Genomic DNA, 22,359 nt, shown 5'->3' on the forward strand with positions numbered 1-22,359 from the left:
AGGCTAACGATGCGCATTGCAAATGGATTGCTGGGCTTGTTGCTGACGCTGCCAATGCTGGCGGCGGCCGAGGAAATTGGCGAGGTTTCCACTGTCTTCAAGTGGGTGGGGCCAAATGACAAGATTGTCGTCGAGGCCTTCGATGATCCCAAGGTTGAAGGTGTGACCTGCTACCTGTCGCGCGCCAAGACGGGCGGCGTGAAAGGAGGTATCGGCTTGGCGGAGGATCGTGCTGAGGCGTCGATTGCTTGCCGTCAGGTCGGCGCCATCGCCTTCAAGGGTGAGTTGAAAGAAGGCGAGGAAGTCTTCAAGGAGCGCACATCGCTGGTGTTTAAGACCATGCAGGTGGTGCGCTTCTTTGATCGTAAGCGCAATACCCTGGTGTACCTGGTCTACAGCGACCGGGTGATCGAAGGCAGTCCGCAAAATGCGGTGACGGCCATTCCGATCCTGCCCTGGGCGACGCGTTAGGCTGGCAGTTATGGCGCCGCTGCGCGGGTTGGCAGTGGCACTTTTCTCCAGGCAATAAAAAACCGGCCGAGGCCGGTTTTTTAACAGCTTACATCTTAGGCGGCAGCGGCTTCGCTGAGTGCTTTGATGTGGCCGTTCAGGCGGCTCTTATGACGAGCAGCCTTGTTCTTGTGGATGATGCCTTTATCGGCCATACGGTCGATTACCGGCACAGCCAGAACGTAAGCGGTCTGAGCTTTTTCAAGCTCTTTGGCGTCGATAGCCTTGATCACGTTCTTGATGTAAGTGCGGACCATGGAGCGCAGGCTGGCGTTATGGCTACGACGCTTCTCAGCCTGTTTTGCGCGTTTTTTGGCAGAAGGTGTATTGGCCACCGTCAAGCTCCTCGAAAAAATCTGGGGGTGATTGCAAACAAATAAGGCCGCGAATAATGCCGTTGTGATTACCCCTTGTCAAGGGTGAATGCACTTTGCTCGCCTGGGGGTTGTTCGTGTTGGGGTGATTTAATTGCTGGGCGGCCCTACACTCCGCGACTTTGGTGGGTGGTGCAGACAGATGCGGTCTGCGTGCGATCGCCCAGGCGTGTTGTTGTTCTCTCAATAGTAGAAATTTTGCCTTATGAATCTACTCAAGTCGCTGGCTGCCGTCAGCTCCATGACCATGTTGTCGCGCATCCTCGGCTTTGTCCGCGACACGCTGGTGGCGCGGGTGTTTGGTGCGGGTGCGGCGACCGACGCCTTTTTTGTTGCGTTCAAATTGCCCAATTTGCTGCGGCGTATTTTTGCCGAGGGTGCGTTCTCCCAGGCCTTTGTGCCGATTCTGGCGGAATATAAAAATCAGCAAGGCGAGGAGGCTGCGCGCACCTTTGTCGCTTATGTCAGTGGCTTGCTGACTCTGGTATTGGCGGTGGTTACGGTGCTGGGCATGTTGGCCGCGCCTTGGGTGATCTGGGCAACGGCGCCGGGCTTTGCCGATTCGGCGGAAAAGTTCGAGCTGACCACGGCACTGCTGCGGGTGACCTTCCCTTATATTTTGTTGATCTCGCTGGCGTCTCTGGCGGGGGCGATTCTCAATACCTGGAATCGCTTCGCGGTGCCGGCCTTCGTGCCGACTTTGCTGAACCTCAGCATGATCGTGTTTACCCTGTTTTTGACCCCGTATTTCGATCCGCCGGTGATGGCGCTGGCATGGGCGGTGCTGGTCGGTGGTTTGCTGCAGCTGCTCTACCAGCTGCCGCACCTGAAGAAGATCGGCATGCTTGTGCTGCCGCGTCTGAATCTGCGTGATGCCGGCGTGTGGCGCGTGCTGCGGCAGATGGGGCCGGCCATTCTCGGGGTTTCGGCCAGTCAGTTCTCGCTGATCATCAACACCATCTTCGCCTCGTTTCTGGCGGCAGGCTCGGTGTCCTGGATGTATTACGCCGACCGCCTGATGGAGCTGCCGGCCGGGGTGCTGGGTGTAGCGCTGGGCACCATTTTGCTGCCGGTCCTGGCGAAGAGCTTTGCTTCCCAGGACCCGCAGGAGTATTCGCGGCTGATGGATTGGGGTTTGCGCCTGTGCCTCCTGCTGGCATTGCCGTGCTCGCTGGCGTTGGCGGTGTTGGCGGAGCCTCTGGTAGTGACGCTGTTTCAGTACGGTGCTTTCAGTGCCAATGATGCGCTGATGACCGAGCGGGCGTTGATCGCATACGCGGTGGGCTTGCTCGGCATTATTCTGGTCAAGGTGCTGGCGCCGGGCTTTTATGCGCGGCAGAACATCAAGACGCCGGTGCGCATTGCGCTGGTCAGCCTGCTGGCCACTCAGTTGATGAACCTGTTGTTTATCTTTGTCTGGCCGCTGGCCCATGTGGGCCTGGCGTTGTCGATCAGCCTGGCGGCCTGCCTGAATGCCGGTTTGCTGTTCTGGCAATTGCGCCGTCAGGGGCTGTATCTGCCTCAGGCGGGTTGGCTGGTGTTTAGTCTCAAGCTGCTGTTAGCGGTGCTGGTGATGGTGGGTGTGCTGTTGGGGGCTATGCATTTTCTTCCGGCTTGGGAGCAGGGCGGCATGCTGCAGCGCTGCCTGCGGCTGGGCTTGCTGGTGGCGGCTGGAGCGGGCAGCTATTTCGCCATGCTGTTCGCGCAGGGCTTCCGTCCTAGGGATTTTGCCCGGCGTTCGTTGAGTTAAAGCACGCCTGCCGCCCGGCAGACGTGCGTGTGGCGCCTGTTGTCTGGCGGCGGGTGTGCGTATAATCGACCCCTTTTTAGCCAAGAAGCGTGCTATGCAGCTGGTCCGAGGTCTTCACAACCTGCGTCCCCATCACCGGGGCTGCGTTGCCACCATCGGCAACTTCGACGGCGTACACCGTGGGCATCAGGCCATTCTGGCGCGTCTGCGCGAGCGTGCGGCGGAGCTTGGGGTGCCCAGTTGCGTGGTGATTTTTGAGCCGCAGCCCCGTGAGTTTTTTGCCCCAGACACCGCGCCGGTCCGCCTGACCCGTTTGCGCGACAAGCTGGAACTGTTGGCCGCCGCGGGCGTTGATCGTGTGCTGTGCCTGGCCTTCAACCGCCGTTTGCGTGAGTTGAGCGCCGCCGAGTTCGTCAACACGGTGTTGGTCAACGGCCTGGGTGTACAGCATCTGGAAGTGGGCGACGACTTCCGTTTTGGCTGTGACCGCGCTGGCGACTTTGGTTTTTTGCAGCAGGCAGGGCTGGCTAACGGTTTTACCGTTGAAGAAGCCGCCACTGTCCAACTGGATGGCCTGCGGGTCAGCAGTACCGGGGTGCGTAATGCCTTAGGCGTAGCAGATTTCACCTTGGCCGAGGCGCTGCTCGGACGACCTTTCCAGATCGCCGGGCGGGTATTGCACGGGCAGAAGCTGGGGCGGCAACTGGGTGCGCCCACGGCCAATATCCAGCTCAAGCGTAAGCGCGTGCCTTTGACCGGGGTGTACCTGGTCAGCATCGAGCTGGATGGCCAGGTATGGCCGGGCGCCGCCAATATCGGTGTGCGTCCGTCGGTTAAAAGCGATGGGCTGGCCCATCTGGAAGTACACCTGCTGGACTACGCCGGCGACCTCTATGGCCGCCACCTGAGTGTGACCTTTCACCATAAATTGCGTGACGAACAGCGCTTTGCCTCGCTGGATGAGCTGAAGGCGGCGATTGCTGCTGACATCGCTGCCGCCCGAGCTAGTTGGCCGGGTAACCACTTTCAATGATGAGCCGGGACTGACATGACCGATTACAAAGCGACCCTGAACCTGCCGGAAACGGCGTTTCCGATGAAGGCTGGTCTGCCGCAGCGCGAACCGCAGATCTTGCAGCATTGGGACAGCATTGGCCTGTATCAGAAGCTGCGTCAGCTCGGCGAAAACCGGCCGAAGTTCGTCCTTCACGACGGCCCGCCCTATGCTAACGGCAGCATCCACATCGGTCATGCGGTCAACAAGATCCTCAAGGACTTCATCACCCGCTCCAAGACCCTGTCCGGTTTCGACGCCCCCTATGTGCCGGGCTGGGACTGCCACGGTCTGCCGATCGAGCACAAGGTGGAAACCACCTTCGGCAAGAACCAACCCTCAGACCTGACCCGTGAGCGCTGCCGCACCTATGCCGGTGAGCAAGTGGAAGGGCAGAAGGCAGACTTCGTTCGCCTCGGCGTGCTGGGCGACTGGGACAAACCCTACAAGACCATGGACTTTGCCAACGAGGCCGGGGAAATCCGCGCCCTGGCTGAGATGGTCAAGCAGGGCTTCGTCTTCAAGGGCCTGAAGCCGGTGAACTGGTGTTTCGATTGTGGCTCGGCCCTGGCTGAAGCAGAGGTCGAATATCAGGACAAGAAATCCGACGCCATCGATGTGGCCTTCCCGGTCGAAGATGCCGATCAGTTGGCCGCTGCGTTCGGTCTGGCCAGCCTGAGCAAGCCGACCAGCATCGTGATCTGGACCACCACGCCGTGGACCATTCCGGCTAACCAGGCGCTCAACGTCCACCCGGAATTCAACTACGCCCTGGTCGATACCGGCGACAAGCTGCTGGTGCTGGCTGAAGAGCTGGTTGAAAGCAGCCTGCAGCGCTATGGCCTGCAAGGTGAAGTGATTGCCATCGCCGTGGGCGCGGCGCTGGAAAACATCCGCTTCCGCCACCCGTTCTATGAGCGCTTCGCGCCGGTTTACCTGGCTGAGTACGTCGAGTTGGGTGCTGGCACCGGCATCGTCCATTCGGCGCCTGCTTATGGTGAGGACGACTTCCGTTCCTGCAAAGGCTACGGCATGAGCAACGACGACATCATCAGCCCGGTGCAGAGCAACGGCGTGTATGTCGAGTCGCTGCCGTTCTTCGGCGGTCAGTTCATCTGGAAGGCCAACCCGAATATCGTCGCCAAGCTCGAGGAAGTCGGTTGCCTGCTCAAGCACTCGGTCATTCAGCACAGCTACATGCACTGCTGGCGACACAAGACGCCACTGATCTACCGCGCCACGGCGCAGTGGTTCGTCGGCATGGACACACAGCCTGCACAGGGCGCCACCTTGCGTGAGCGCGCCCTGGCGGCCATCGAAGAAACCGCATTTATCCCGGCCTGGGGCCAGGCGCGCCTGCACAGCATGATTGCCGGGCGCCCGGACTGGTGCATCTCGCGTCAGCGCAACTGGGGCGTGCCGATCCCGTTCTTCCTGCATAAGGAAAGCGGCGACCTGCACCCGCGCACCACCGAGCTGATGGAGCTGGTGGCGCAGCGCGTCGAGCAGCAAGGCATCGAGGCCTGGTTCAAGCTGGATGCCGCCGAATTGCTCGGTGACGAGGCCGCGCAGTACGACAAGATCAGCGACACCCTGGACGTGTGGTTCGATTCCGGCACCACCCACTGGCATGTGCTGCGCGGTTCCCATCCGCTGGGCCACGCCACCGGCCCGCGCGCCGATCTGTACCTGGAAGGGTCTGACCAGCACCGCGGCTGGTTCCATTCCTCCTTGCTGACCGGCAGCGCCATCGACGGGCACGCACCGTACAAAGAGCTGCTGACCCACGGCTTTGTGGTCGATGAGAACGGCCGCAAGATGTCCAAGTCGCTGGGCAACGTCGTCGCGCCGCAGGAAGTCAACGACAGCCTGGGCGCCGACATCCTGCGTCTGTGGGTATCGTCCACTGACTACTCCGCCGAAATGGCGGTGTCCAAGGTGATCCTGCAGCGCAGCGCCGATGCCTACCGGCGGATTCGCAACACCGCGCGCTTCCTGCTCTCCAATCTGAGTGGTTTCGATCCGGCCCAGCACTTGCTGCCGTCCGAAGACATGCTGGCGCTGGATCGTTGGGCCGTGGACCGCGCCCTGTTGCTGCAGCGCGAGATCATCGAGGCCTACGACGGCTATCGCTTCCTCAACGTGTACCAGAAAGTGCATAACTTCTGCGTCCAGGAGCTGGGTGGCTTTTACCTCGACATCATCAAAGATCGTCAGTACACCACGGCCGCCGACAGCACCGCGCGGCGCTCTTGCCAGACCGCGCTGTTCCACATCTCCGAGGCGCTGGTGCGCTGGGTCGCGCCGATCCTCGCCTTCACAGCTGACGAGCTGTGGCAGTACCTGCCGGGTGAGCGCAACGAGTCGGTGATGCTTAATGGCTGGTATCAGGGCCTCAGCGAAATGCCGGCGGACATTGAGCTTGATCGCGCTTTCTGGGAGCGAGTAATGGCGGTGAAAACTGCGGTCAACAAGGAACTGGAGAACCTGCGTGCAGCCAAAGCCATCGGCGGCAACCTGCAGGCCGAAGTGACCCTGTATGCCGAAGACGCGTTGGCGGCCGATCTGGCCAAGCTCAGCAATGAACTGCGCTTTGTGCTGATCACCTCCACTGCGGCTGTCGAGCCATTGGCTGCGGCACCTGAAGATGCCGTGGTCACCGAGGTGGCGGGTCTCAAGCTGCGCGTGGTTAAGTCGGGCCATAGCAAGTGCGGGCGCTGCTGGCATCACCGTGAAGATGTTGGCCAGCACGCGGCCCATCCGCTGTTGTGCGGCCGCTGCATCGAGAACATCGATGGCGCTGGCGAGGTTCGTCACTATGCGTGATGGCGGCCTGAAGCAGGCTGGTCGCTTCGGCAAACTGCCGTGGCTGAGCTTGAGTGTGCTGGTGTTTGTGCTGGATCAGCTGAGCAAGCTGTACTTCGAGGGCACGCTGACGCTGTATCAGCAGATCGTGCTGATCCCCGATTACTTCAGCTGGACCTTGGCCTACAACACCGGCGCGGCCTTCAGTTTTCTCGCTGACGCGGACGGCTGGCAGCGCTGGTTCTTCGCGGCCATCGCCCTAGTGGTCAGTGGTGTGCTGGTGGTGTGGCTCAAGCGCCTGAAAGCCGATGAAACCTGGCTGGCGCTGGCGCTGGCGTTGGTCCTCGGCGGAGCCTTGGGGAATCTGTTTGATCGCGTGGCCTACGGCCATGTGATCGACTTTATCCTCGTGCACTGGCAGAACCGTTGGTACTTCCCGGCGTTCAACCTGGCCGACAGCGCCATCACTGTGGGCGCCATCCTCCTGGCGCTGGATATGTTCAAATCGCAGAAGTCCGAAGAGTCCGCTCATGACTGATATTCGCATTGCCAACAACAGCCAGGTCACCCTGCATTTCGCTATCAAGCTGGACAATGGCGACGTAGTGGACAGCACTTTCGACAAGGCGCCAGCCACTTTCAAAATCGGCGATGGCAACCTGTTGCCAGGGTTCGAGCAGGCCCTCTTCGGCCTCAAGGGCGGCGACCAGCGCAGCCTGCCGATTGCACCTGAACAGGGTTTCGGTCAGCCAAATCCGCAGAACGTACAGGTTATGCCGCGCAGTCAGTTCAAGGACATGGAGCTGGCCGAAGGCCTGCTGGTGATCTTCAACGACGCCGCCAATACCGAGCTGCCGGGCGTGGTTAAAGCCTTCGACGAGGCTCAAGTGACCATCGACTTCAATCATCCATTGGCCGGCAAGGCGCTGACCTTTGATGTTGAAATCATCGAGGTTAAAGCGCTCTGATCGGTAGCCCGGATGCAATCCGGGAATGTGTTGGTCCTGGATTGCATCCGGGCGACGAAAGGCGTGAGGTCGTTTGGCGGCCTCCCGTTACATTGAACAACTCCTATGCCACGCGTGCCGAGATAACACCATGCAGATCAAACTCGCCAATCCCCGTGGCTTCTGTGCAGGCGTCGATCGAGCTATCGAAATCGTTAATCGCGCCCTGGAAGTCTTCGGCCCGCCCATCTACGTGCGTCATGAAGTGGTGCACAACAAGTTCGTGGTCGAAGACCTGCGCTCGCGCGGCGCGGTATTCGTCGAAGAGCTGGATCAGGTGCCGGACGATGTGATCGTCATTTTTAGCGCCCACGGCGTATCCCAGGCCGTGCGCCAGGAAGCCGCTAAACGGGGGCTTAAAGTATTCGACGCCACCTGCCCGCTGGTGACCAAAGTGCATATCGAAGTGGCGCGCTACAGCCGCGACGGCCGCGAGTGCATTCTTATTGGCCATGCCGGTCACCCGGAAGTGGAGGGCACCATGGGCCAATACGACCGCAGCAATGGCGGTGATATCTACCTGGTGGAAGATGAGACGGATGTCGCCAACCTTGCCGTGCGCAACCCGGCCGAATTAGCCTTCGTCACCCAGACCACGCTGTCGATGGATGACACCAGTCGCGTCATCGACGCCTTGCGCGCCAAGTTTCCCAGTATTGGTGGCCCACGCAAGGACGACATCTGCTACGCCACCCAGAACCGCCAAGACGCGGTCAAACAACTGGCCGCCGAGAGCGATGTGGTACTTGTAGTAGGCAGCCCAAACAGCTCCAACTCCAACCGCCTGCGCGAACTCTCCGAGCGCCTGGGCACCCCTGCCTACCTGATTGACGGCGCCGAAGACCTCAAGCGTGAGTGGTTCGACGGCGTACAACTCATCGGCATGACGGCCGGCGCGTCGGCACCCGAGGTACTGGTGCGTGGCGTGATCGAGCAATTGCGTGAGTGGGGAGCGAACGGGGCTGATGAGTTGTTGGGGCGAGAGGAAAATGTAACGTTTTCGATGCCGAGGGAGTTGCGAGTTATTACTAGGCAGTAATCTGCTTTTATAACCACAAAAAGCAAGGTCGGTAATTACCGGCCTTGCTTTTGAGCAGTAAAGTTACCAGCAGTTTGCTACTGTTCCTGTGCCGCTTTCTGTTTTTATGCCTTTGCTATCGATTGTAATAGTTCCACACACATCATCAGCCACTTGGCTGCCCTGAGGGGCTGCGCTAAGTATTACGCAGCTGGCAATCGTGCTTCCTGCGCAAGCTGCAGAGGTGATGAGATAGCGTCCTTCTTCAGAAGGTGCCGCGGCATTTGCCGCAATATTGAGGTAAGCTAGGCCACCTACGCCTAAGTTGGTGGTGTAGGTTTGATTTTGTGAATAGAAGCGCTCTTGCGCTTGCATTACTTCCATCAGCTTTGCTTGTCCTTCAGTGCGAGCGCTACGAATAACATAAAGTTGATAGTTTGGGAATGCGATTGCACTTAGTGCGCCGATAATTGCCATCACAATCAATAGCTCAATAAGGGTAAAGCCCTTGTGCGGCTGCATTAATTTTCTCTCCAGTATGTGCTGCTTACAGGTGTGCCGCTTTCGCAGAAGCCAATGCCTGCCTTGCACTCAGTTGGCGTTCCATTGTTGTCTTTATCGCACTGCTCTGCTCCGCAGAGTAGGCCTGGTATGCCATCTTCACGTAGCACAACTGCTGGCTTGGGTGGGATGCCGCCATGAATAAGATCAAAACTCCTTTTGTCTGTCGTTACGCCGGCAATTGTTTGTGTAAATACGGCACTCGCATCAACGAGACTCAATGCGTAGAAGCGACCTCGGCCTACGTCTGGGCCGCAAGTAGTAACTTGCTGACCGCTTGGGCGGAACGTACTGAATAGTAATGCACCTTTATAGCTAATGGAGCTGGAAAGCACTTTCTCACCCAAGGGGAACCGAATAAACCAACCCTTGCTGTTGTTGAGGGCAGCTAGGTCAGGGATGTAGCTATTGCCGGGTGTTAATTGGGCGTAGAGGTCATTTATTTCTGTGCGTAAAGTTGGAATTTCAGCTACTGCAGTCGCGCGCTGGAGCTCGATCAAATAGTTATATGCATCAAACATGCTTAGCGGTGGTGTAGTGTCTGCAGCAGTTGCTGCGCTTATCTGGACGGAAGTAAGTACGTTGCTGCTGGTGTTGTATGCCGCATCGCTCAGCGCAACCAGCTCGCTTTGCAGGGTTGATGCTAGGCCACTAAGAGCCAGCTTCTCCGTTTGTAAATTATTCAGCAATGAGGCTTGAGAAACCAGTGGTGAGCTGATGGCCTCGCTATCGACTTGGTTCTGTTTTGTAGTTGTTTTGCCTGCGAGTAACTCGTCGTTGTCAGCACTGCCTTGGTCTGTTAGTCCTGTTATTAGCGTGTTTAACTCGCTTTTGAGTGTAGATAGCTGCCCTGTTGCGCTTGTTACATTTGCGGAGTCGTTTGCGTTTAGTGCGTTAAATATTGTGGTTTGCAGGTTTAGTATGAATGTTAACTTGCTATTTATGGCTTGTTGATTCTCTAGAAGAGTCTGGCGCTGAGTGTAAGCGGATGTTGCTTCATATGCGGTTCTTGCGTCATTAAGCGCTGTTTGTTGAGTTGTGGTGTCGGCAACCCCACTTTGTATTGCGTCACTAAGCGCTTGCTCTGCCGTGAGAACGCTCTGATATTGGGTGTCATCGGTGCTTGCGTTTAAAGCTTGTAAATTGGTTTGCAGAAGGCCCCAGTCGGCAGTGTTCGAATTGCTCAGTTCGGTGCTCAGGAATGACCCGGTATTGGCGTGGGTTGCTGGTGCGATAAAACTGCTTAATTGTTCAAGTCCGTTAAGTGTAGAGACAATTAAATTGTTTAGCTGTGTGCGAGCGTCGGATTCTGTTGCGTGCTCAACAATGTAGGGGTCAGCTTTAAGGATGGTTTCTATTGCTGCTTGCTTAAGATTTATTTCATTGTTTGTTTGTAGGAGTTGATCTTGCTTTGATGCGTAGCCGACACTTTCTTGATAGTCGGAAAGTACCTTGCGAGCATTGCTTTCGGCCAGGGTTAATGCGTCTATTTGGGCCCGCTTGGCGTCTATTTGTGTTTGGATGGCGGTGGCCGCAGTACCATTTAACTCAACGCTGCTTACATCAATAAGGTTACTTTCAGTGACTGTTGTGTATGTCGTTGGTGCGGAATAGATGTTTGGGTCGCGGACTACATAGAATCGGTCAATAGTGTCTTCGTTTAATGGATGACCTCTGTAACCTGAGCCAATTGCGATCGTGTAATAAGATTTTCCACCGCGTTCTTTGATTAAGGCTATGTCGGGCTGATTGTAGAATCGACGGTTATTTTGTGCAGTGCTACCGCCGAATTGTGCAATTCGGCCACCTTTGGCGAAATTCGATGCGGTGGTATTGGTGTTATTGATGTCAAAGCGAAATATCTGGCCGCGAGTGTCGGCCGTGAAAATTGTGTCAATTAATCCGTCGCCAGAAATGTCTACCAAGGTGGGATCTGCAGGCATGCTGTTGGTCATGTCGCTAATTTGCAAGTTTGCCGCTGCGGTCTCTCCGGATGTAGGGGGCGGGCCGGCCATCCATAAGCGTTCACCCGTGCTGGCGTCGGCGATATACAGGGCATTGCCGTAAGTGTCGTTATTTGGCGTGTTGGGTGTATCGTCGTCTTGGTTTACATCGTAGCCGCCGGTGAATATTAGAACGTCTTTGGTGACGCCGTTCCATTTTATTTTGCTGACTTTAGGCGTGGACCAAGTCTGTCCCAAGCGCTGATAAGCCGTACCTACGGTTCCACCTTTAATTGTCCACTTCAGTTTTGGCTGAATGGTGCTAGGCGCTCCTGATGTTGTTGGGCTTACATCAAGGGCATAGTAATTGCGGCCGCCACGGCCCATGCCTGCATACAATAATACTTCCGATACAGGGCGAAGCTTCGTCGTAGTGTTTATCGCGCCATAGGTGACTTTTAGTCCAAATTGACCATCAATTCCATATTTCTTGTTTTGGCTTCCTTTGGGGTCGTCGTAGTAGGCTTTGAGGTTGGGTAGAATTTCTTTTGGAATAAAGGCGAATAGTTCATTTCCCGTTTTAGGGTCAAGAGCCCCTATATGGCCTTCATTAGTGCCATAAAACAATACCATGCTGTCTTGGTTAGTGCCTGCAGCTACGCGTTCGAGATCTTCGTCGCTGATATAAGCCACAACTTTTGGTGCGTTATGGAGTACGTCCGCAATTTGCAGTCGTGCAGTGTTAGTTGTTGGGTCTGTACCGCGCGCCCAACTGAGCAGGTTTGCTTTATACGTATCGGTCATTGCAGAGTCACCCAGCATTGCTTTGGTGACTGCGGTATTGCTACTGCTTAGGGCATGACTGGTGCTGGTCAGGTCGACTGAGGTTGTCATGCCTGAGCCCGCAAGCCTGTCGCTACCGGTGTATGTGTACATTTTTCGTGTGCTGGGCGAGGTTAGTTTGCTAGCAGCCCCGCCTCGTTCCGCGTTTTTACCGTCGGCAGAAGGGCTCCAAAAACTCTGTGCGCTGTCATTGAAAAAGCCAGTCGTAGGGTCAACAGCGTTATTACCAAGAGCGTCGGTGACCACTAGGTCGCCCGTAGAGTTATCAGTGATGGCCTTGTATTTTTTTATATTACCCACCCAGCGCGCACCATCGGCGGGGCGAAATAGGGCGTAAAACAAGTCATTGCGGTAGCCAAAGTTACTGTATGCACTTACCGAAACAGTAGGTGTAGTAAATGTTGTGTTTTCAGCAAGAATATCAACGACAATCGATTTTAATGCGGTCACTAGGCCTGAGGTGTTGCTTGTGGTGAAGAATTTGCCACCGCCATAATCAGCCGTATCCTGCAGTAGTTGCGAGTTGCCGATGTTGCCGAAGCCTACGGTATAGGTGTTTATATATTGCTTTCCAGTTGCAGGAGAGTTGTCTTGGTTGGCGAGGTATTCCGAAAGTCCAGGCATCCAGCAGCCGTCTGCCGCCGCACCATCGGTGGGGTAGTTTCTATTGCAGGAGGTGTATTGTGTGTTTTTGCCGCTGGTTAATGCGGCGATTGTGGCATTGCTTCCTACGTCGCCGTTTGGTAAGCCATCGGTCAATACGATGATGTTGGATTTTTGGCATGAGTTTTCAATTGGTGACTTGTAGCTGGCTCCAGTGTATGCCGTGCTATCGCTTTTCCACGGATTGATTAATTGATTTGTGGTTCTATCAGAGGGTTTTTCAATGTAGCCCCTTGAGTTGTTGCCATATAAGGGGGTTTCGCCTCTCATGTAGCGCGCAGCCTCGTGATAGGTCTCGAGCAGCGGTGTTGCTCCGCTTGCGTAGTAACTGCTTAATTGGGACTTGAATGTGCTGGCAATGGTTCCTGCTTGCTTTACAGGTACGTTGATAAAGCCGCCATTGCTGTTTGAATCGTATCGTGCCAGGCCGATATTTGAGTCATTTGATGTTGCTAATTCATCAACTAGCTGATTAACAACTTGTTTTACTACTTGCAGTCTTGTTAGTTGCCCGTTGTTTGTTCTGTTTGCTCGACCTTCAGTGCTCGTGCACCAGTCAATCGGCATTCCCGATGATGTATTGTATACGGGGGTTAGCGCTTTGCAGTCAGTGCCGGGAACTCCGCTTTGCATGGAGCCGGATGTATCGATCACGAACATGATGTTAGGGCGGACCCGTTGATCGGCAGGCAGGTCACGAGTCAAATATATTTCGGTGTCATCGGCAATCGCAAGGCCACTTTGCAGAGATAGAAAGAGATAGGTGAAGGCGAAGACGCCTGCGGAGGTGTTGGTGGCTTTTTTCACGATTAGCTCCTCAGCGTTAATTCAGCATCAGTCGTGTAGCAACTGGCGTGGTTCCTGGCATGAAAAATACGGCACCTTGCCAGTCGATCTTTAGACCTAGGTTTTTTGCGGCGCTAGGTGTGCCATTTAAATAAAATGTCGTTGATTCATTTACTTCGATTCGTACTGGTGTGCAGGAGTTGCAGGCTGTGGCAAGTAAATAACCTACGGCGGCGCTGGAATTTGTTAGTGGTTGTACGTTGAGAATAATTTTTGCATCTTCAATGTAGTGTGCGTTCTCCGATTCTTGCGCGTGTACGGAAGTCACAAGGGATAGAATTAGTGTTGTGGTTAGACTGGCAAGGAAAAGCTTTTTCGGCGTTTTCATGGCGCTATTTCTCTATGCTTAATTCGGAGTGATAAAGTAGATGCCTTGGACTTGTTCCGAGTATGCGCCTCCAGAAAGGGTGGAGCGCATAGTCATTTCGTATTGACGGCAGCTGAAGTTTTCAAAAGAATCGCCAAGGCCTAACGTGGCACAGTCGGGTTTAGCCATGAAGTTCATCTTGCTAGATTGCGTTAAGCCGGTGGTGCTTATTTTGGCGGTTAAGGCCTGATCTGCAAGCCGGTTGGGAAAGCGGGTGATTGGAGCTGCTGCATTAGTTAGTGCTGTTTGAAGGGACGCACGGTTTGCTATGTTTTGGTTGAAAAATAACAGCTGGGCTTTTATTTCACTCTGGGCAAGCTGAAAGGTTGCGCCACGAAATTGGCTGTTGCTTGCCATGCGCTCTTCTACGGTGGCTAGCCGAACTGCAGTAATTCCAGCAGCGGTTAAAATTAATAAAAAAACTAGCGCGACAATTAGTGTTGCGCCATGCTGTTTTTTGGGGCTTGGGAAGGTATTCAAAATATTTGCCTCAGTACACGTTCTTGAAGTGAACAGTGGTAGTGAAGATTTGTCTGGTTTTTTTGTCATCGGCGTTTGGTGTTACTGGAGCAGCATCTAGTAAGTAGTAATTGCGCTGCGGAGGTGTAGGGCTAGTGTCATCCAGCGAGTTGGCTAAGACGGCAATCCTTACAGCGAGTACGCTTGCCCAATTGCTGACTCTATTGGCTGAGACAAATTGATCGATGCTTTTCGAGTTGCCAGTTGTATTTACCCCATAAAGCACTTGCAGTGATTCTATTCCATCAATCAGGCGTTGGTTTTTTGTAATCCAAGCATTGTCAGTACGATTATATGAGCTACATGCCAATGCGGGCTCGGGGTTGTTGACGTCGGCTGCAATAATGAAATATGAGTTAATGATGACTTTATTTGCCGCGACGATAGTCCCTGCGCAGTCACGCAAGGCACCGTCTATGGCCACGGGTTCAGCGGCAAAGCTCACCTGATCTGAGGCTGTGCCAGAGCCTGTGCCGTTAACTGCGCAAGGGTTGCTAGCTGTTGTGCCTAAACCACAGGTAGTGGGCTCTGCGGGGTAAGGCATGTTTAGTGTTGAGCCTGGTGATAAATAACCAGCTTGACGCGCGCTGCGTGCAATGAATTCTAATGCAAAGCGACCATTTTCCTGCAGTTTAGACATCGCATTGTTAGTCGCAAAAGTCTGGCGGCTTGTTAGAAAGACTTGACTGATAGCAAGCAACAATATGAGCCCTATTAGGAGGGCCACTAGAAGCTCAATCAGGCTGAAACCTCTTTGCTGGGGGGGTAGATGATTCATCTTTGAACATCCAGAGAAGAGGAAAGGGATTCACCTGCTAAGTTTCTTGCCCCTTTGCTCGACCAGTTTGAGGTCATTGTCAGGCTTGTTCCTGAGATATTTAAGGTCAGAGGCTGAGTGCCCGCTACCGGTGGTGAGAGATAGTCTCGGCTGCTATAGCGGCCGCTGGCGGCAGTGATATTAGCTTGGTAGGTATTTGTGCCGCTGTAGGGGCATTGAGCTTCCCAAATATCGAATGCTGCCATTTGTGCCGGGGTGCATTGTGTTGCGTTTACTTTTGCGCCATTAACCGGGTTGTAATGATCTGCGCAAATTTGTGCTGGCAGGTTGCTGCAATTTACGACTACGGAAGTATAGTCGTTGTTGCTGGCGGCTGAGTTGGCGCGAACTCGCTCAGCGAGTTCTTGCGTAATCCATACTGCTTGTGAGCGCTGACTGCTATCACCTGTGCTTTGTAATGCATTGACCTGCAGTCCGGCAAATCCCAAAAGCCCAACGGCAAAAATTAACAGCGTGATTAATACTTCGATTAAGGATGAGCCTTTGGAGTAATGCATGTTGTTAGCAGTCATCATCGCGGTTTACCTTGGTCATCGAGGCTTTGCCCAGCGCATTAAGAATTATACAGCGAGCACCATTGTCGGCTGCTTGCAAACGCTCAGATGTAATGTTGAACGACTCGGCACTAACTCCTGAAAGTAGGGTTCCGTCACGCCTAAAAGTCAGTTTGTTCGTTGCTAGTAGATACGGTGATGTGATGATCATGTCGTCTGTGACGGCTGGATAGCTTTTAAGAACGGCAGGATCGTTACAGTTTGCAATGGTCGATGGCCCTACGCACCATCCATTGCTCCATCCAGTCGCGGCGTTTGTTACGGGAATGACAACAACGTTGTTGTTGATCTTGCTGGCCTCGCTGCGAGCATAAGATAGAGAGTTGAGTAGCTCGTTAGCTTGACCGTTGACCCGTTGCTTGACAATAAATTGGGTCAGATTGGGTATCGCCACGCCCAGTGCAATGGCCAGGATGGCAATAGTAACCATCAGTTCTACCAGAGTGAAACCACGTTGCTCATGCATGAAAATACCCCTTATCTGTATGGTGCAAGGTAAGGGCCTCTTCGGGCGGTGACAACTCTGAATGGATGTTCGGCGAGAGTTGGGGAGTAGACGGTTATTGGCTGGTGCTAACACGCGGCTTGCCGATGCGACTCACGACCAATTGCCGCTCCTGGTCGGCGATACTCAGTCTAAATGTACCATTGCTAACAAAGGTTACCCCTTGGCTGCTGAAGTGTAGGCTGTTGCCGCTACCCATCCCGCGCCAGGTGATGCTCAGCTTGTGCGGGATGGTCATCGTCCTAGCCAATGCTTCATCGGCATCAAGGTGGCGATTACCATTAGGATCTGCAAATACGCTGAGTTCAGCCTGCCAATCGTTAGAGCAGTCGCCATTGGCCAGTAGTGGGCACAAGGTCACGCGAGTCTGTTGGCTAATCGATTGTTGGCGTGCCGCCTGGATAAGGCTGTAAAGCTCTTGGCAGGTACCTGATAGCTGCATTCGATCCTGCACTCGGCTGAGTACTGGTGTGCCAATGAGCACAAGGGTTGAGGTAATTGAAAGCGTTGTTAGAAGTTCAGCAATGCTGAACCCTGCCTTGTTCCTTGTTGGCATGATGCTCGCCCTAATCCGTGGGGTTTCTTGATTAAAGATGTTTTTGCTGGAGATGCCAGTTTGAGTGCTTTTAAGCGCGTAATTGTTGTTGGCGGTGGCGCCTTGGGGTTGCTTACTGCTTTGTTGTTGGCTCGGTCAGGGCAGATGGTTGCTGTTGTCGATAAGCAGGCTGCCGGCCAAGAATCCTCCTGGGCCGGCGGCGGTATCATTTCGCCGCTGTACCCCTGGCGTTACAGCGCTGCTGTGACCGCGCTGGCGCATTGGTCGCAGGGGTTTTATCCGGGGTTGGGCGAGCGGTTGTTGGCGTCCACCGGGGTTGATCCTGAGGTGTATGTCACCGGTTTGTATTGGCTGGATTTGCCGGATGAGTCTGAGGCCTTGGCGTGGGCTGAGCGTGAAGGGCGCGAGTTGTTGGCGGTGGATGTGGCGCAGGTGCGCGAGCATGTATCCGCGTTGGGCGATGGTTTTACGCGTGGCTTGCATATGCCGGGTGTGGCCAATGTGCGTAACCCGCGTTTGGTGCAAGCGTTGCGTGCCGAGCTGGAGCGGTTGCCCAATGTGCGACTCGTTGAGCATTGTGCGGTGCAAGGCTTTTTGCGCGATGAAGGCCGAATTTCTGGGGTCGAAACCAGTCAGGGCTTGATTGAGGCGGATCAGGTGGTGCTGACTGCCGGTGCCTGGAGTGGCGAGTTGCTGGCCAAGCTTGGGCTCGCTTTGCCGGTGGAGCCGGTGAAGGGGCAGATGATCCTTTATAAGTGCGCTGCCGATTTTCTGCCGAGCATGGTGTTGGCCAGCGGCCGCTACGCCATTCCGCGCAAGGATGGCCATATTCTGGTGGGCAGCACGCTGGAATATGCGGGCTTCGACAAAACACCGACCGACGAGGCTCTGGCCAGTTTGCAGGCGTCGGCGGTTGCCTTGCTGCCAGCGCTGGCAGATGCCGAGGTGGTGGGGCATTGGGCCGGATTGCGGCCAGGCTCACCGGAAGGTATTCCCTATATCGGCGAAGTGCCTGAATACCCTGGGCTGTGGTTGAACTGCGGGCATTTTCGCAATGGCTTGGTGTTGGCGCCGGCCAGTTGCCAGTTGCTGGCGGACTTGATGCTGGGACGTGAGCCGATTGTTGATCCAGCCCCTTATGCGCCGGCTGGGCGTTTAGGCGTGCTTTGATCGGTTTTATCTAAGGAGCTCCCGGATGGCGCTGCGCTGATCCGGGCTACTCGCTGGCGACTATCAGTCGATGCCCAGTTTTTTCAGTCGGTAGCGCAGGGAGCGGAAGGTCATGCCGAGCCGTTCGGCGGCTGCAGTGCGGTTCCAGCGGGTTTCTTCTAGGGCTTGTTCGATCAGCTTGCGTTCGACGCTCTCCAGATAATCTTCCAGGTTGTCGATGCCGGCGAGGCTGACTTCGCCGCTCTCGGCACTGCAACTGGCTTCCGCCAGGCGCAGGTCGCTGGCCTGGATATGCTCGTTTTCGCACAGGGTGTAGGCGCGTTCGAGCATGTTTTCCAGCTCGCGGACGTTGCCCGGGAAGCGGTAGCTTTTCAGCTTATCTAGGGCCTCGCTGCTGAGCTTGGCGCAGGGCAGACCGCTGCCTTGGGCGAGGCGGACGAGCATGCGCTCGGTCAGTAGGCCGATGTCTTCGCGGCGTTCGCGCAGCGGTGGCACGCGCAGTTCGATCACATTCAGGCGGTAATAGAGGTCTTGGCGGAAGCGTCCGGCGGCGACTTCTGCGGCCAGGTCTTTGTGGGTAGCGCAGAGGATGCGTACGTCGACGACGACTTCCTGCTGGCCGCCGACGCTGCGTACGGCTTTTTCCTGAATAACGCGCAGCAGTTTGACCTGCATGGGCAAGGGCAGGTCGGCCACTTCATCCAGAAACAGGGTGCCACCGTTGGCCGCCTGGAACAGGCCCTGCTTGTCTTCGATGGCGCCAGTGAAGCTGCCTTTCTTGTGGCCGAAAAATTCGCTTTCCATCAGCTCGGACGGGATGGCGCCGCAGTTGACTGGAACGAAGGGCTTGTCGATACGCGGCCCTTGTTCGTGGATCAGGCGTGCCACCAACTCTTTGCCGCTGCCCGATTCACCGCTGATATACACGGGCGCCTGGCTGCGTGCGAGTTTGCCAATTTGCCCGCGCAGGGTGCGCATCGGTGGGGAATCGCCGAGCAGGCGGTCGTCTACCGGGCGTTCGTCACTGTCGCTCGTGCTCAGGCGCAGGGCGGTGTTGACCAGCTCGCGCAGGCGGGTGAGGTCGACCGGCTTGGTGAGGAAGTCGAAGGCGCCGGTTTTCAGCGCGGTTATGGCGGTGTCCAGGCTGCCGTAGGCGGTGATCATGGCAACCGGTACGTGGGGGTAGCGCTGCTGAATGTGCTGTACCAGCTCCATGCCGGTGCCATCGGGCAGTCGCATGTCGGTCAGGCACAGGTCGAACGGCTCGCGAGCCAGCCAGTCGCGGGCTTCCTTGACGTTGCGGGCGCTGCGGGTGTCGAGCTTCATGCGGCCGAGGGTGATTTCCAGCAGCTCGCGGATATCGGGTTCGTCGTCGACGATCAGGGCTCTCTGCCGGCTCATGATTAGCTCAGTTTGCGTGAATGGGCGAAGGTGATGCGCAAGCAACTGCCGCCGCTCTGGCGGCGCTGGTAGTCCAGGCGGGCCTGATTGCTCTCGCACAGCTCGCGGGAAATATACAGGCCCAGGCCGGTGCCTTTGTTGTCGGTGGTATAGAACGGCTCAAATATATTCTGCAGCTGTTCGTCCGGTACGCCAGGGCCATCATCCAACACTTCGAGCACCGGCAGGTCGCTAACGGGGTCACGAAACAGGTCGAGCCACACCTGGCCTTGCGGGTGGCACTGGCTGCTGTAGCGCAGGCCGTTCTGTACCAGGTTGGTCAGCACCTGGGTCAGTTGGTGCGGGTCCATTCGGGTTTGCAGGCTGCCGCTGCAGGTTTTCAGGTGCAGGGTTTGTTGTTCGGGTAGGTTGTGGCGGAACTCGCTGGCGAAGCGGTGCAGCCAGTACTTGAGGTCGAGCAATTGCGGTTCGGCCTGGCGCCGCCGCGACAGCTGCAGCACGTTCTCAATCACCAGGTTCATCCTTCGCGAATGGTCCTGGATGATTTGCGCCAGGCGCCGGTCGCTGCTGGGTAGCTCTTCCGATTCTTGCAGCAGTTGTGCCGCATGGCTGATGGCGCCCAGCGGGTTGCGAATTTCGTGGGCTATGCCGGCGGTCAGGCGGCCAAGGGAGGCCAGTTTCAACTGCTGTGCCTGCTGGGCGATCTGCGAGATGTCGTCGAGAAACACCAGGGTGTCGATTTTCTCGCCGCGTTGCATGTGCACAAAACTCGGTTGTAACAGTGGGCCGTTGCTCAAGGCCTGCATGCTTTGCGGGCGCATGCTCGGGTTGATTCGCCATTGTTGCAGGCGCTTGACCAGCTCGATGCAGTGCGGATCAAGCACCTTGCCTTGCAGTGACTCGTGGCCCAGCAGGCTCAGGGCGCCAGGGTTGGCCAGTAGCACGCGGTGTTGGTTGTCGAGCAGCAGGATGCCGGTGCGCATGCGCTGCAAAATCAAGCTGTTGAGGGCTTCCAGGTTGGCCACATCGGCGGCGCGCTGGGCGGCCAGGCTTTCGCTCAATTGCAGGCGGCGGGTCAGGCCCTGCAGTACGATTGCAGCGGCGAAGCACAGGGCGCCGAGGGCGCCGGCTTGCAGGTACTGGTTGGCGGCGGCCGGGCGGCTGATGCTCTGGTAGAAGGTCAGGTAGATCATGCCGATGGCCGCCACGGCAGCGATCAACAGGCCGATGCGGCCGCGCAGCAGGATGTTGGCAATCGCTACGGCCACGATCAGCAGGTTGCCCAGACCACTCGGGCTGCCGCCTGCAGCGTAGAACAGTGCCGAGAGCAGCAGCACATCAAGCAGGGCGACCGTAAACACCTGCAGGAGATGAGTGGGGTTGCGTACCCAGGCAGCGAACAGCAGGTTGCAGCCCAGATAGGCCCAGCTGACATAGCGAAACAGCGAGCTGTTGGCGAGGTCGAGTACCTGCTCATCAATGTCGCTGGAGATCAGCACCACCAGGGCTATGCCGATGATCAGGCGGTACAGGTGCGACAGGCGCAGGATGCGCAGGCCCTGGTTGCTGCTTAGGGGGATGGTTTCATTACTCACGCGTTGCAGGGCCTTGTTGCAGGTGGTCCTGGCAGCAGTACCAGTGGTCATGCTGTTGCAGGGCGAGGCGCTGCGGCAGGTGGATGTCGCAGCGGGCGCAGCGGACCATGGTTTCGCTGCTGGGTTCGCCCTGTGGTGGGCGGGTGTTGGCGCGGCGACTGCGGCGCCAGAACCAGATCAAGGCACCCAGGAGGGCCAGCGTAAACAACAGACGAAGCAGCATGGCGATCTCATTTTGGCGAAAACCCCGAGTTTAGCGGTCGGCGGGGTGTCAGCACAGGGGCGTCGAGCGTGATTGGCCGTCTGAACAAAAAAGGGAGGCCAGTGGCCTCCCTTTTTTATTGCGCGAGGACGGTCAGTCGAACATGCCGAAGGTCATGTAACTCCAGGCCGAGCGGTCGGTGCTGTCGTCGCTGGCGGACTCGTCATCAGCGGCGTCGTCCTGGTTTTCCGGCTGCAGTTCGTCGGGGATTTCTTCCTCGGCATTTTCGTACTGGCGGATTACGTCCTGGCTGGCGCGGGTCTGGCCAGGTGGCAGTGGGGCGTCGCTTTCCAGCAGGCCGAGGGTGGCCTTGCTCAGCCAGCTGCGGTTGTCGGCTTCGGCTTCGCTGGGCACGAACTGGCCGTCGACCAGAAACGGCGAATCAGGGTAGTTCTGCTTGAGCAGGTCAAGGCTGGTAGCTGCCAGGTCGGTCATGCCCAGGCGCTGGTAAGACTCGACCATCAGTGCCAGGCCGTCGGCCACAGCCGGGGTTTCCTGGAAGTTTTCCACCACGTAGCGACCGCGGTTGGCGGCGGCAACGTAAGCCTGGCGCTGGATATAGTAGTGGCCAACGTGCACTTCATAGGCGGCCAGCAAGTTGCGCAGGTACACCATGCGGTTCTTGGCATCGGGCGAGTAGCGGCTATTGGGGTAGCGGCTGGTCAACTGTGCGAATTCGTTGAAGGAGTCGCGGGCAGCGCCAGGGTCGCGCTTGGTCATGTCCAATGGTAGGAAGCGCGCCATGATGCCGCGGTCCTGGTCAAACGAGGTCAGGCCTTTGAGGTAATAGGCGTAGTCGACGTTTGGGTCCTGCGGGTGCAGGCGGATGAAGCGCTCGGCAGCCGACTTGGCAGCTTCCGGCTCCATATTCTTGTAGTAGGCGTAGATCAGGTTTAACTGCGCCTGTTCGGCATAGCGGCCGAACGGGTAGCGCGACTCCAGGGCCTTGAGCTTGCTCACGGCGCTGCTGTAGCTGCTGGTGTCCAGGTCGTCCTGCGCCTGCTGGTACAGTTCGGTTTCGCTGAGGTTTTCGTCAACGGTGTCATTGGACGAACAGGCGGCGGTGAGTCCGAGGATGGCGATCAGCAGCAGGTGTTTCACTTGCATGGCGGCTTGCGTCCCTGTGACGGCTGGCTGTCTTGAGCGCAGTCGTCCTGTTATGATGGGCGTCCCGAAATGCCGGGACAAAGACGCCGTATTTAACCACAAGCGCGCAGC

The 22,359-nt window shown here is 56.5% G+C and carries 21 protein-coding genes; 8 read left to right on the forward strand and 13 right to left on the reverse strand.

Going from position 1 to position 22,359, the window contains the following annotated elements:
• The first annotated feature begins 9 nt into the window (after window positions 1-9).
• Window positions 10-471 carry a CreA family protein gene (locus tag AC56DI_RS17870; protein ID WP_496347334.1) on the forward strand — a complete coding sequence of 154 codons (462 nt, stop codon included), beginning with the start codon at window positions 10-12 and terminating at the stop codon, window positions 469-471.
• A 95-nt stretch (window positions 472-566) separates the two neighbouring features.
• Here AC56DI_RS17870 and rpsT read toward each other — a convergent pair whose 3' ends face one another.
• Window positions 567-845: a 30S ribosomal protein S20 gene (rpsT, locus tag AC56DI_RS17875; RefSeq protein WP_324517308.1), complete on the reverse strand. Its 279-nt coding sequence runs from the start codon at window positions 843-845 to the stop codon at window positions 567-569.
• 244 nt (window positions 846-1,089) lie between these two features.
• Between rpsT and murJ the strand changes: the two genes are divergently transcribed.
• The 6 genes from murJ (at window position 1,090) to ispH (ending at window position 8,539) form a co-directional block, all read left to right on the forward strand.
• Window positions 1,090-2,634: a murein biosynthesis integral membrane protein MurJ gene (gene murJ, locus AC56DI_RS17880; RefSeq protein ID WP_496347335.1), complete on the forward strand. Its 1,545-nt coding sequence runs from the start codon at window positions 1,090-1,092 to the stop codon at window positions 2,632-2,634.
• Window positions 2,635-2,728: 94 nt separating this feature from the next.
• Window positions 2,729-3,667: a bifunctional riboflavin kinase/FAD synthetase gene (gene ribF / locus AC56DI_RS17885; protein WP_496347336.1), complete on the forward strand. Its 939-nt coding sequence runs from the start codon at window positions 2,729-2,731 to the stop codon at window positions 3,665-3,667.
• A gap of 15 nt (window positions 3,668-3,682) precedes the next feature.
• Window positions 3,683-6,514 carry an isoleucine--tRNA ligase gene (gene ileS / locus AC56DI_RS17890; protein ID WP_496347337.1) on the forward strand — a complete coding sequence of 944 codons (2,832 nt, stop codon included), beginning with the start codon at window positions 3,683-3,685 and terminating at the stop codon, window positions 6,512-6,514.
• Window positions 6,507-7,031, forward strand: a complete 525-nt coding sequence (gene lspA / locus AC56DI_RS17895; protein ID WP_496347338.1) for a signal peptidase II — start codon at window positions 6,507-6,509, stop codon at window positions 7,029-7,031. Before ileS ends, lspA begins: the two co-directional genes overlap by 8 nt.
• Window positions 7,024-7,461: an FKBP-type peptidyl-prolyl cis-trans isomerase gene (gene fkpB / locus AC56DI_RS17900; protein ID WP_496347339.1), complete on the forward strand. Its 438-nt coding sequence runs from the start codon at window positions 7,024-7,026 to the stop codon at window positions 7,459-7,461. The genes lspA and fkpB overlap by 8 nt, the downstream gene beginning before the upstream one ends.
• 130 nt (window positions 7,462-7,591) lie before the next feature.
• Window positions 7,592-8,539, forward strand: coding sequence for a 4-hydroxy-3-methylbut-2-enyl diphosphate reductase (ispH, locus tag AC56DI_RS17905; protein ID WP_496347340.1), 948 nt, complete (start codon window positions 7,592-7,594; stop codon window positions 8,537-8,539).
• 63 nt (window positions 8,540-8,602) lie between these two features.
• Here the strand turns inward: ispH and AC56DI_RS17910 are convergent, their stop codons facing one another.
• From AC56DI_RS17910 to AC56DI_RS17945, 8 genes are all read right to left on the reverse strand, one after another.
• A complete protein-coding gene (locus tag AC56DI_RS17910; protein ID WP_496347341.1) occupies window positions 8,603-9,040 on the reverse strand; it encodes a type IV pilin protein in 438 nt (145 codons plus the stop codon).
• Window positions 9,040-13,335, reverse strand: a complete 4,296-nt coding sequence (locus AC56DI_RS17915; protein ID WP_496347342.1) for a PilC/PilY family type IV pilus protein — start codon at window positions 13,333-13,335, stop codon at window positions 9,040-9,042. The genes AC56DI_RS17910 and AC56DI_RS17915 overlap by 1 nt, the downstream gene beginning before the upstream one ends.
• A 16-nt stretch (window positions 13,336-13,351) precedes the next feature.
• On the reverse strand, window positions 13,352-13,702 hold the full coding sequence (locus tag AC56DI_RS17920; protein WP_496347343.1) for a hypothetical protein: 351 nt from the start codon (window positions 13,700-13,702) through the stop codon (window positions 13,352-13,354).
• Window positions 13,703-13,720: 18 nt separating this feature from the next.
• Window positions 13,721-14,221, reverse strand: coding sequence for a pilus assembly PilX family protein (locus AC56DI_RS17925; RefSeq protein ID WP_496347344.1), 501 nt, complete (start codon window positions 14,219-14,221; stop codon window positions 13,721-13,723).
• Window positions 14,222-14,231: 10 nt separating this feature from the next.
• Window positions 14,232-15,038, reverse strand: coding sequence for a PilW family protein (locus tag AC56DI_RS17930; RefSeq protein ID WP_496347345.1), 807 nt, complete (start codon window positions 15,036-15,038; stop codon window positions 14,232-14,234).
• Window positions 15,035-15,610, reverse strand: coding sequence for a type IV pilus modification protein PilV (gene pilV / locus AC56DI_RS17935; RefSeq protein WP_496347346.1), 576 nt, complete (start codon window positions 15,608-15,610; stop codon window positions 15,035-15,037). The genes AC56DI_RS17930 and pilV overlap by 4 nt, the downstream gene beginning before the upstream one ends.
• A complete protein-coding gene (locus AC56DI_RS17940; RefSeq protein ID WP_496347347.1) occupies window positions 15,600-16,118 on the reverse strand; it encodes a GspH/FimT family pseudopilin in 519 nt (172 codons plus the stop codon). Before AC56DI_RS17940 ends, pilV begins: the two co-directional genes overlap by 11 nt.
• Before the next feature lie 94 nt (window positions 16,119-16,212).
• Window positions 16,213-16,713 carry a GspH/FimT family pseudopilin gene (locus tag AC56DI_RS17945; RefSeq protein ID WP_496347348.1) on the reverse strand — a complete coding sequence of 167 codons (501 nt, stop codon included), beginning with the start codon at window positions 16,711-16,713 and terminating at the stop codon, window positions 16,213-16,215.
• A 60-nt stretch (window positions 16,714-16,773) separates the two neighbouring features.
• On the opposite strand from AC56DI_RS17945, the gene thiO reads away from it, so the two are divergent.
• Window positions 16,774-17,883, forward strand: coding sequence for a glycine oxidase ThiO (gene thiO, locus AC56DI_RS17950; protein WP_496347349.1), 1,110 nt, complete (start codon window positions 16,774-16,776; stop codon window positions 17,881-17,883).
• 63 nt (window positions 17,884-17,946) lie between these two features.
• Here the strand turns inward: thiO and AC56DI_RS17955 are convergent, their stop codons facing one another.
• The 4 genes from AC56DI_RS17955 to AC56DI_RS17970 form a co-directional block, all read right to left on the reverse strand.
• Window positions 17,947-19,284: a sigma-54-dependent transcriptional regulator gene (locus AC56DI_RS17955; RefSeq protein ID WP_496347350.1), complete on the reverse strand. Its 1,338-nt coding sequence runs from the start codon at window positions 19,282-19,284 to the stop codon at window positions 17,947-17,949.
• A 2-nt stretch (window positions 19,285-19,286) separates the two neighbouring features.
• Complete coding sequence (locus tag AC56DI_RS17960) at window positions 19,287-20,930, reverse strand: sensor histidine kinase (RefSeq protein ID WP_496347351.1); 1,644 nt, start codon at window positions 20,928-20,930, stop codon at window positions 19,287-19,289.
• Window positions 20,872-21,102 (reverse strand): PP0621 family protein, encoded by a 231-nt coding sequence (locus tag AC56DI_RS17965; protein WP_496347352.1) that lies wholly within the window; start codon window positions 21,100-21,102, stop codon window positions 20,872-20,874. Before AC56DI_RS17965 ends, AC56DI_RS17960 begins: the two co-directional genes overlap by 59 nt.
• A gap of 132 nt (window positions 21,103-21,234) precedes the next feature.
• Window positions 21,235-22,248 carry an outer membrane protein assembly factor BamD gene (locus AC56DI_RS17970; protein WP_496347353.1) on the reverse strand — a complete coding sequence of 338 codons (1,014 nt, stop codon included), beginning with the start codon at window positions 22,246-22,248 and terminating at the stop codon, window positions 21,235-21,237.
• Between the last annotated feature and the right edge of the window lie 111 nt (window positions 22,249-22,359).

This window comes from Pseudomonas sp. BGA-UO-ETr-WB11, assembly GCF_059567785.1.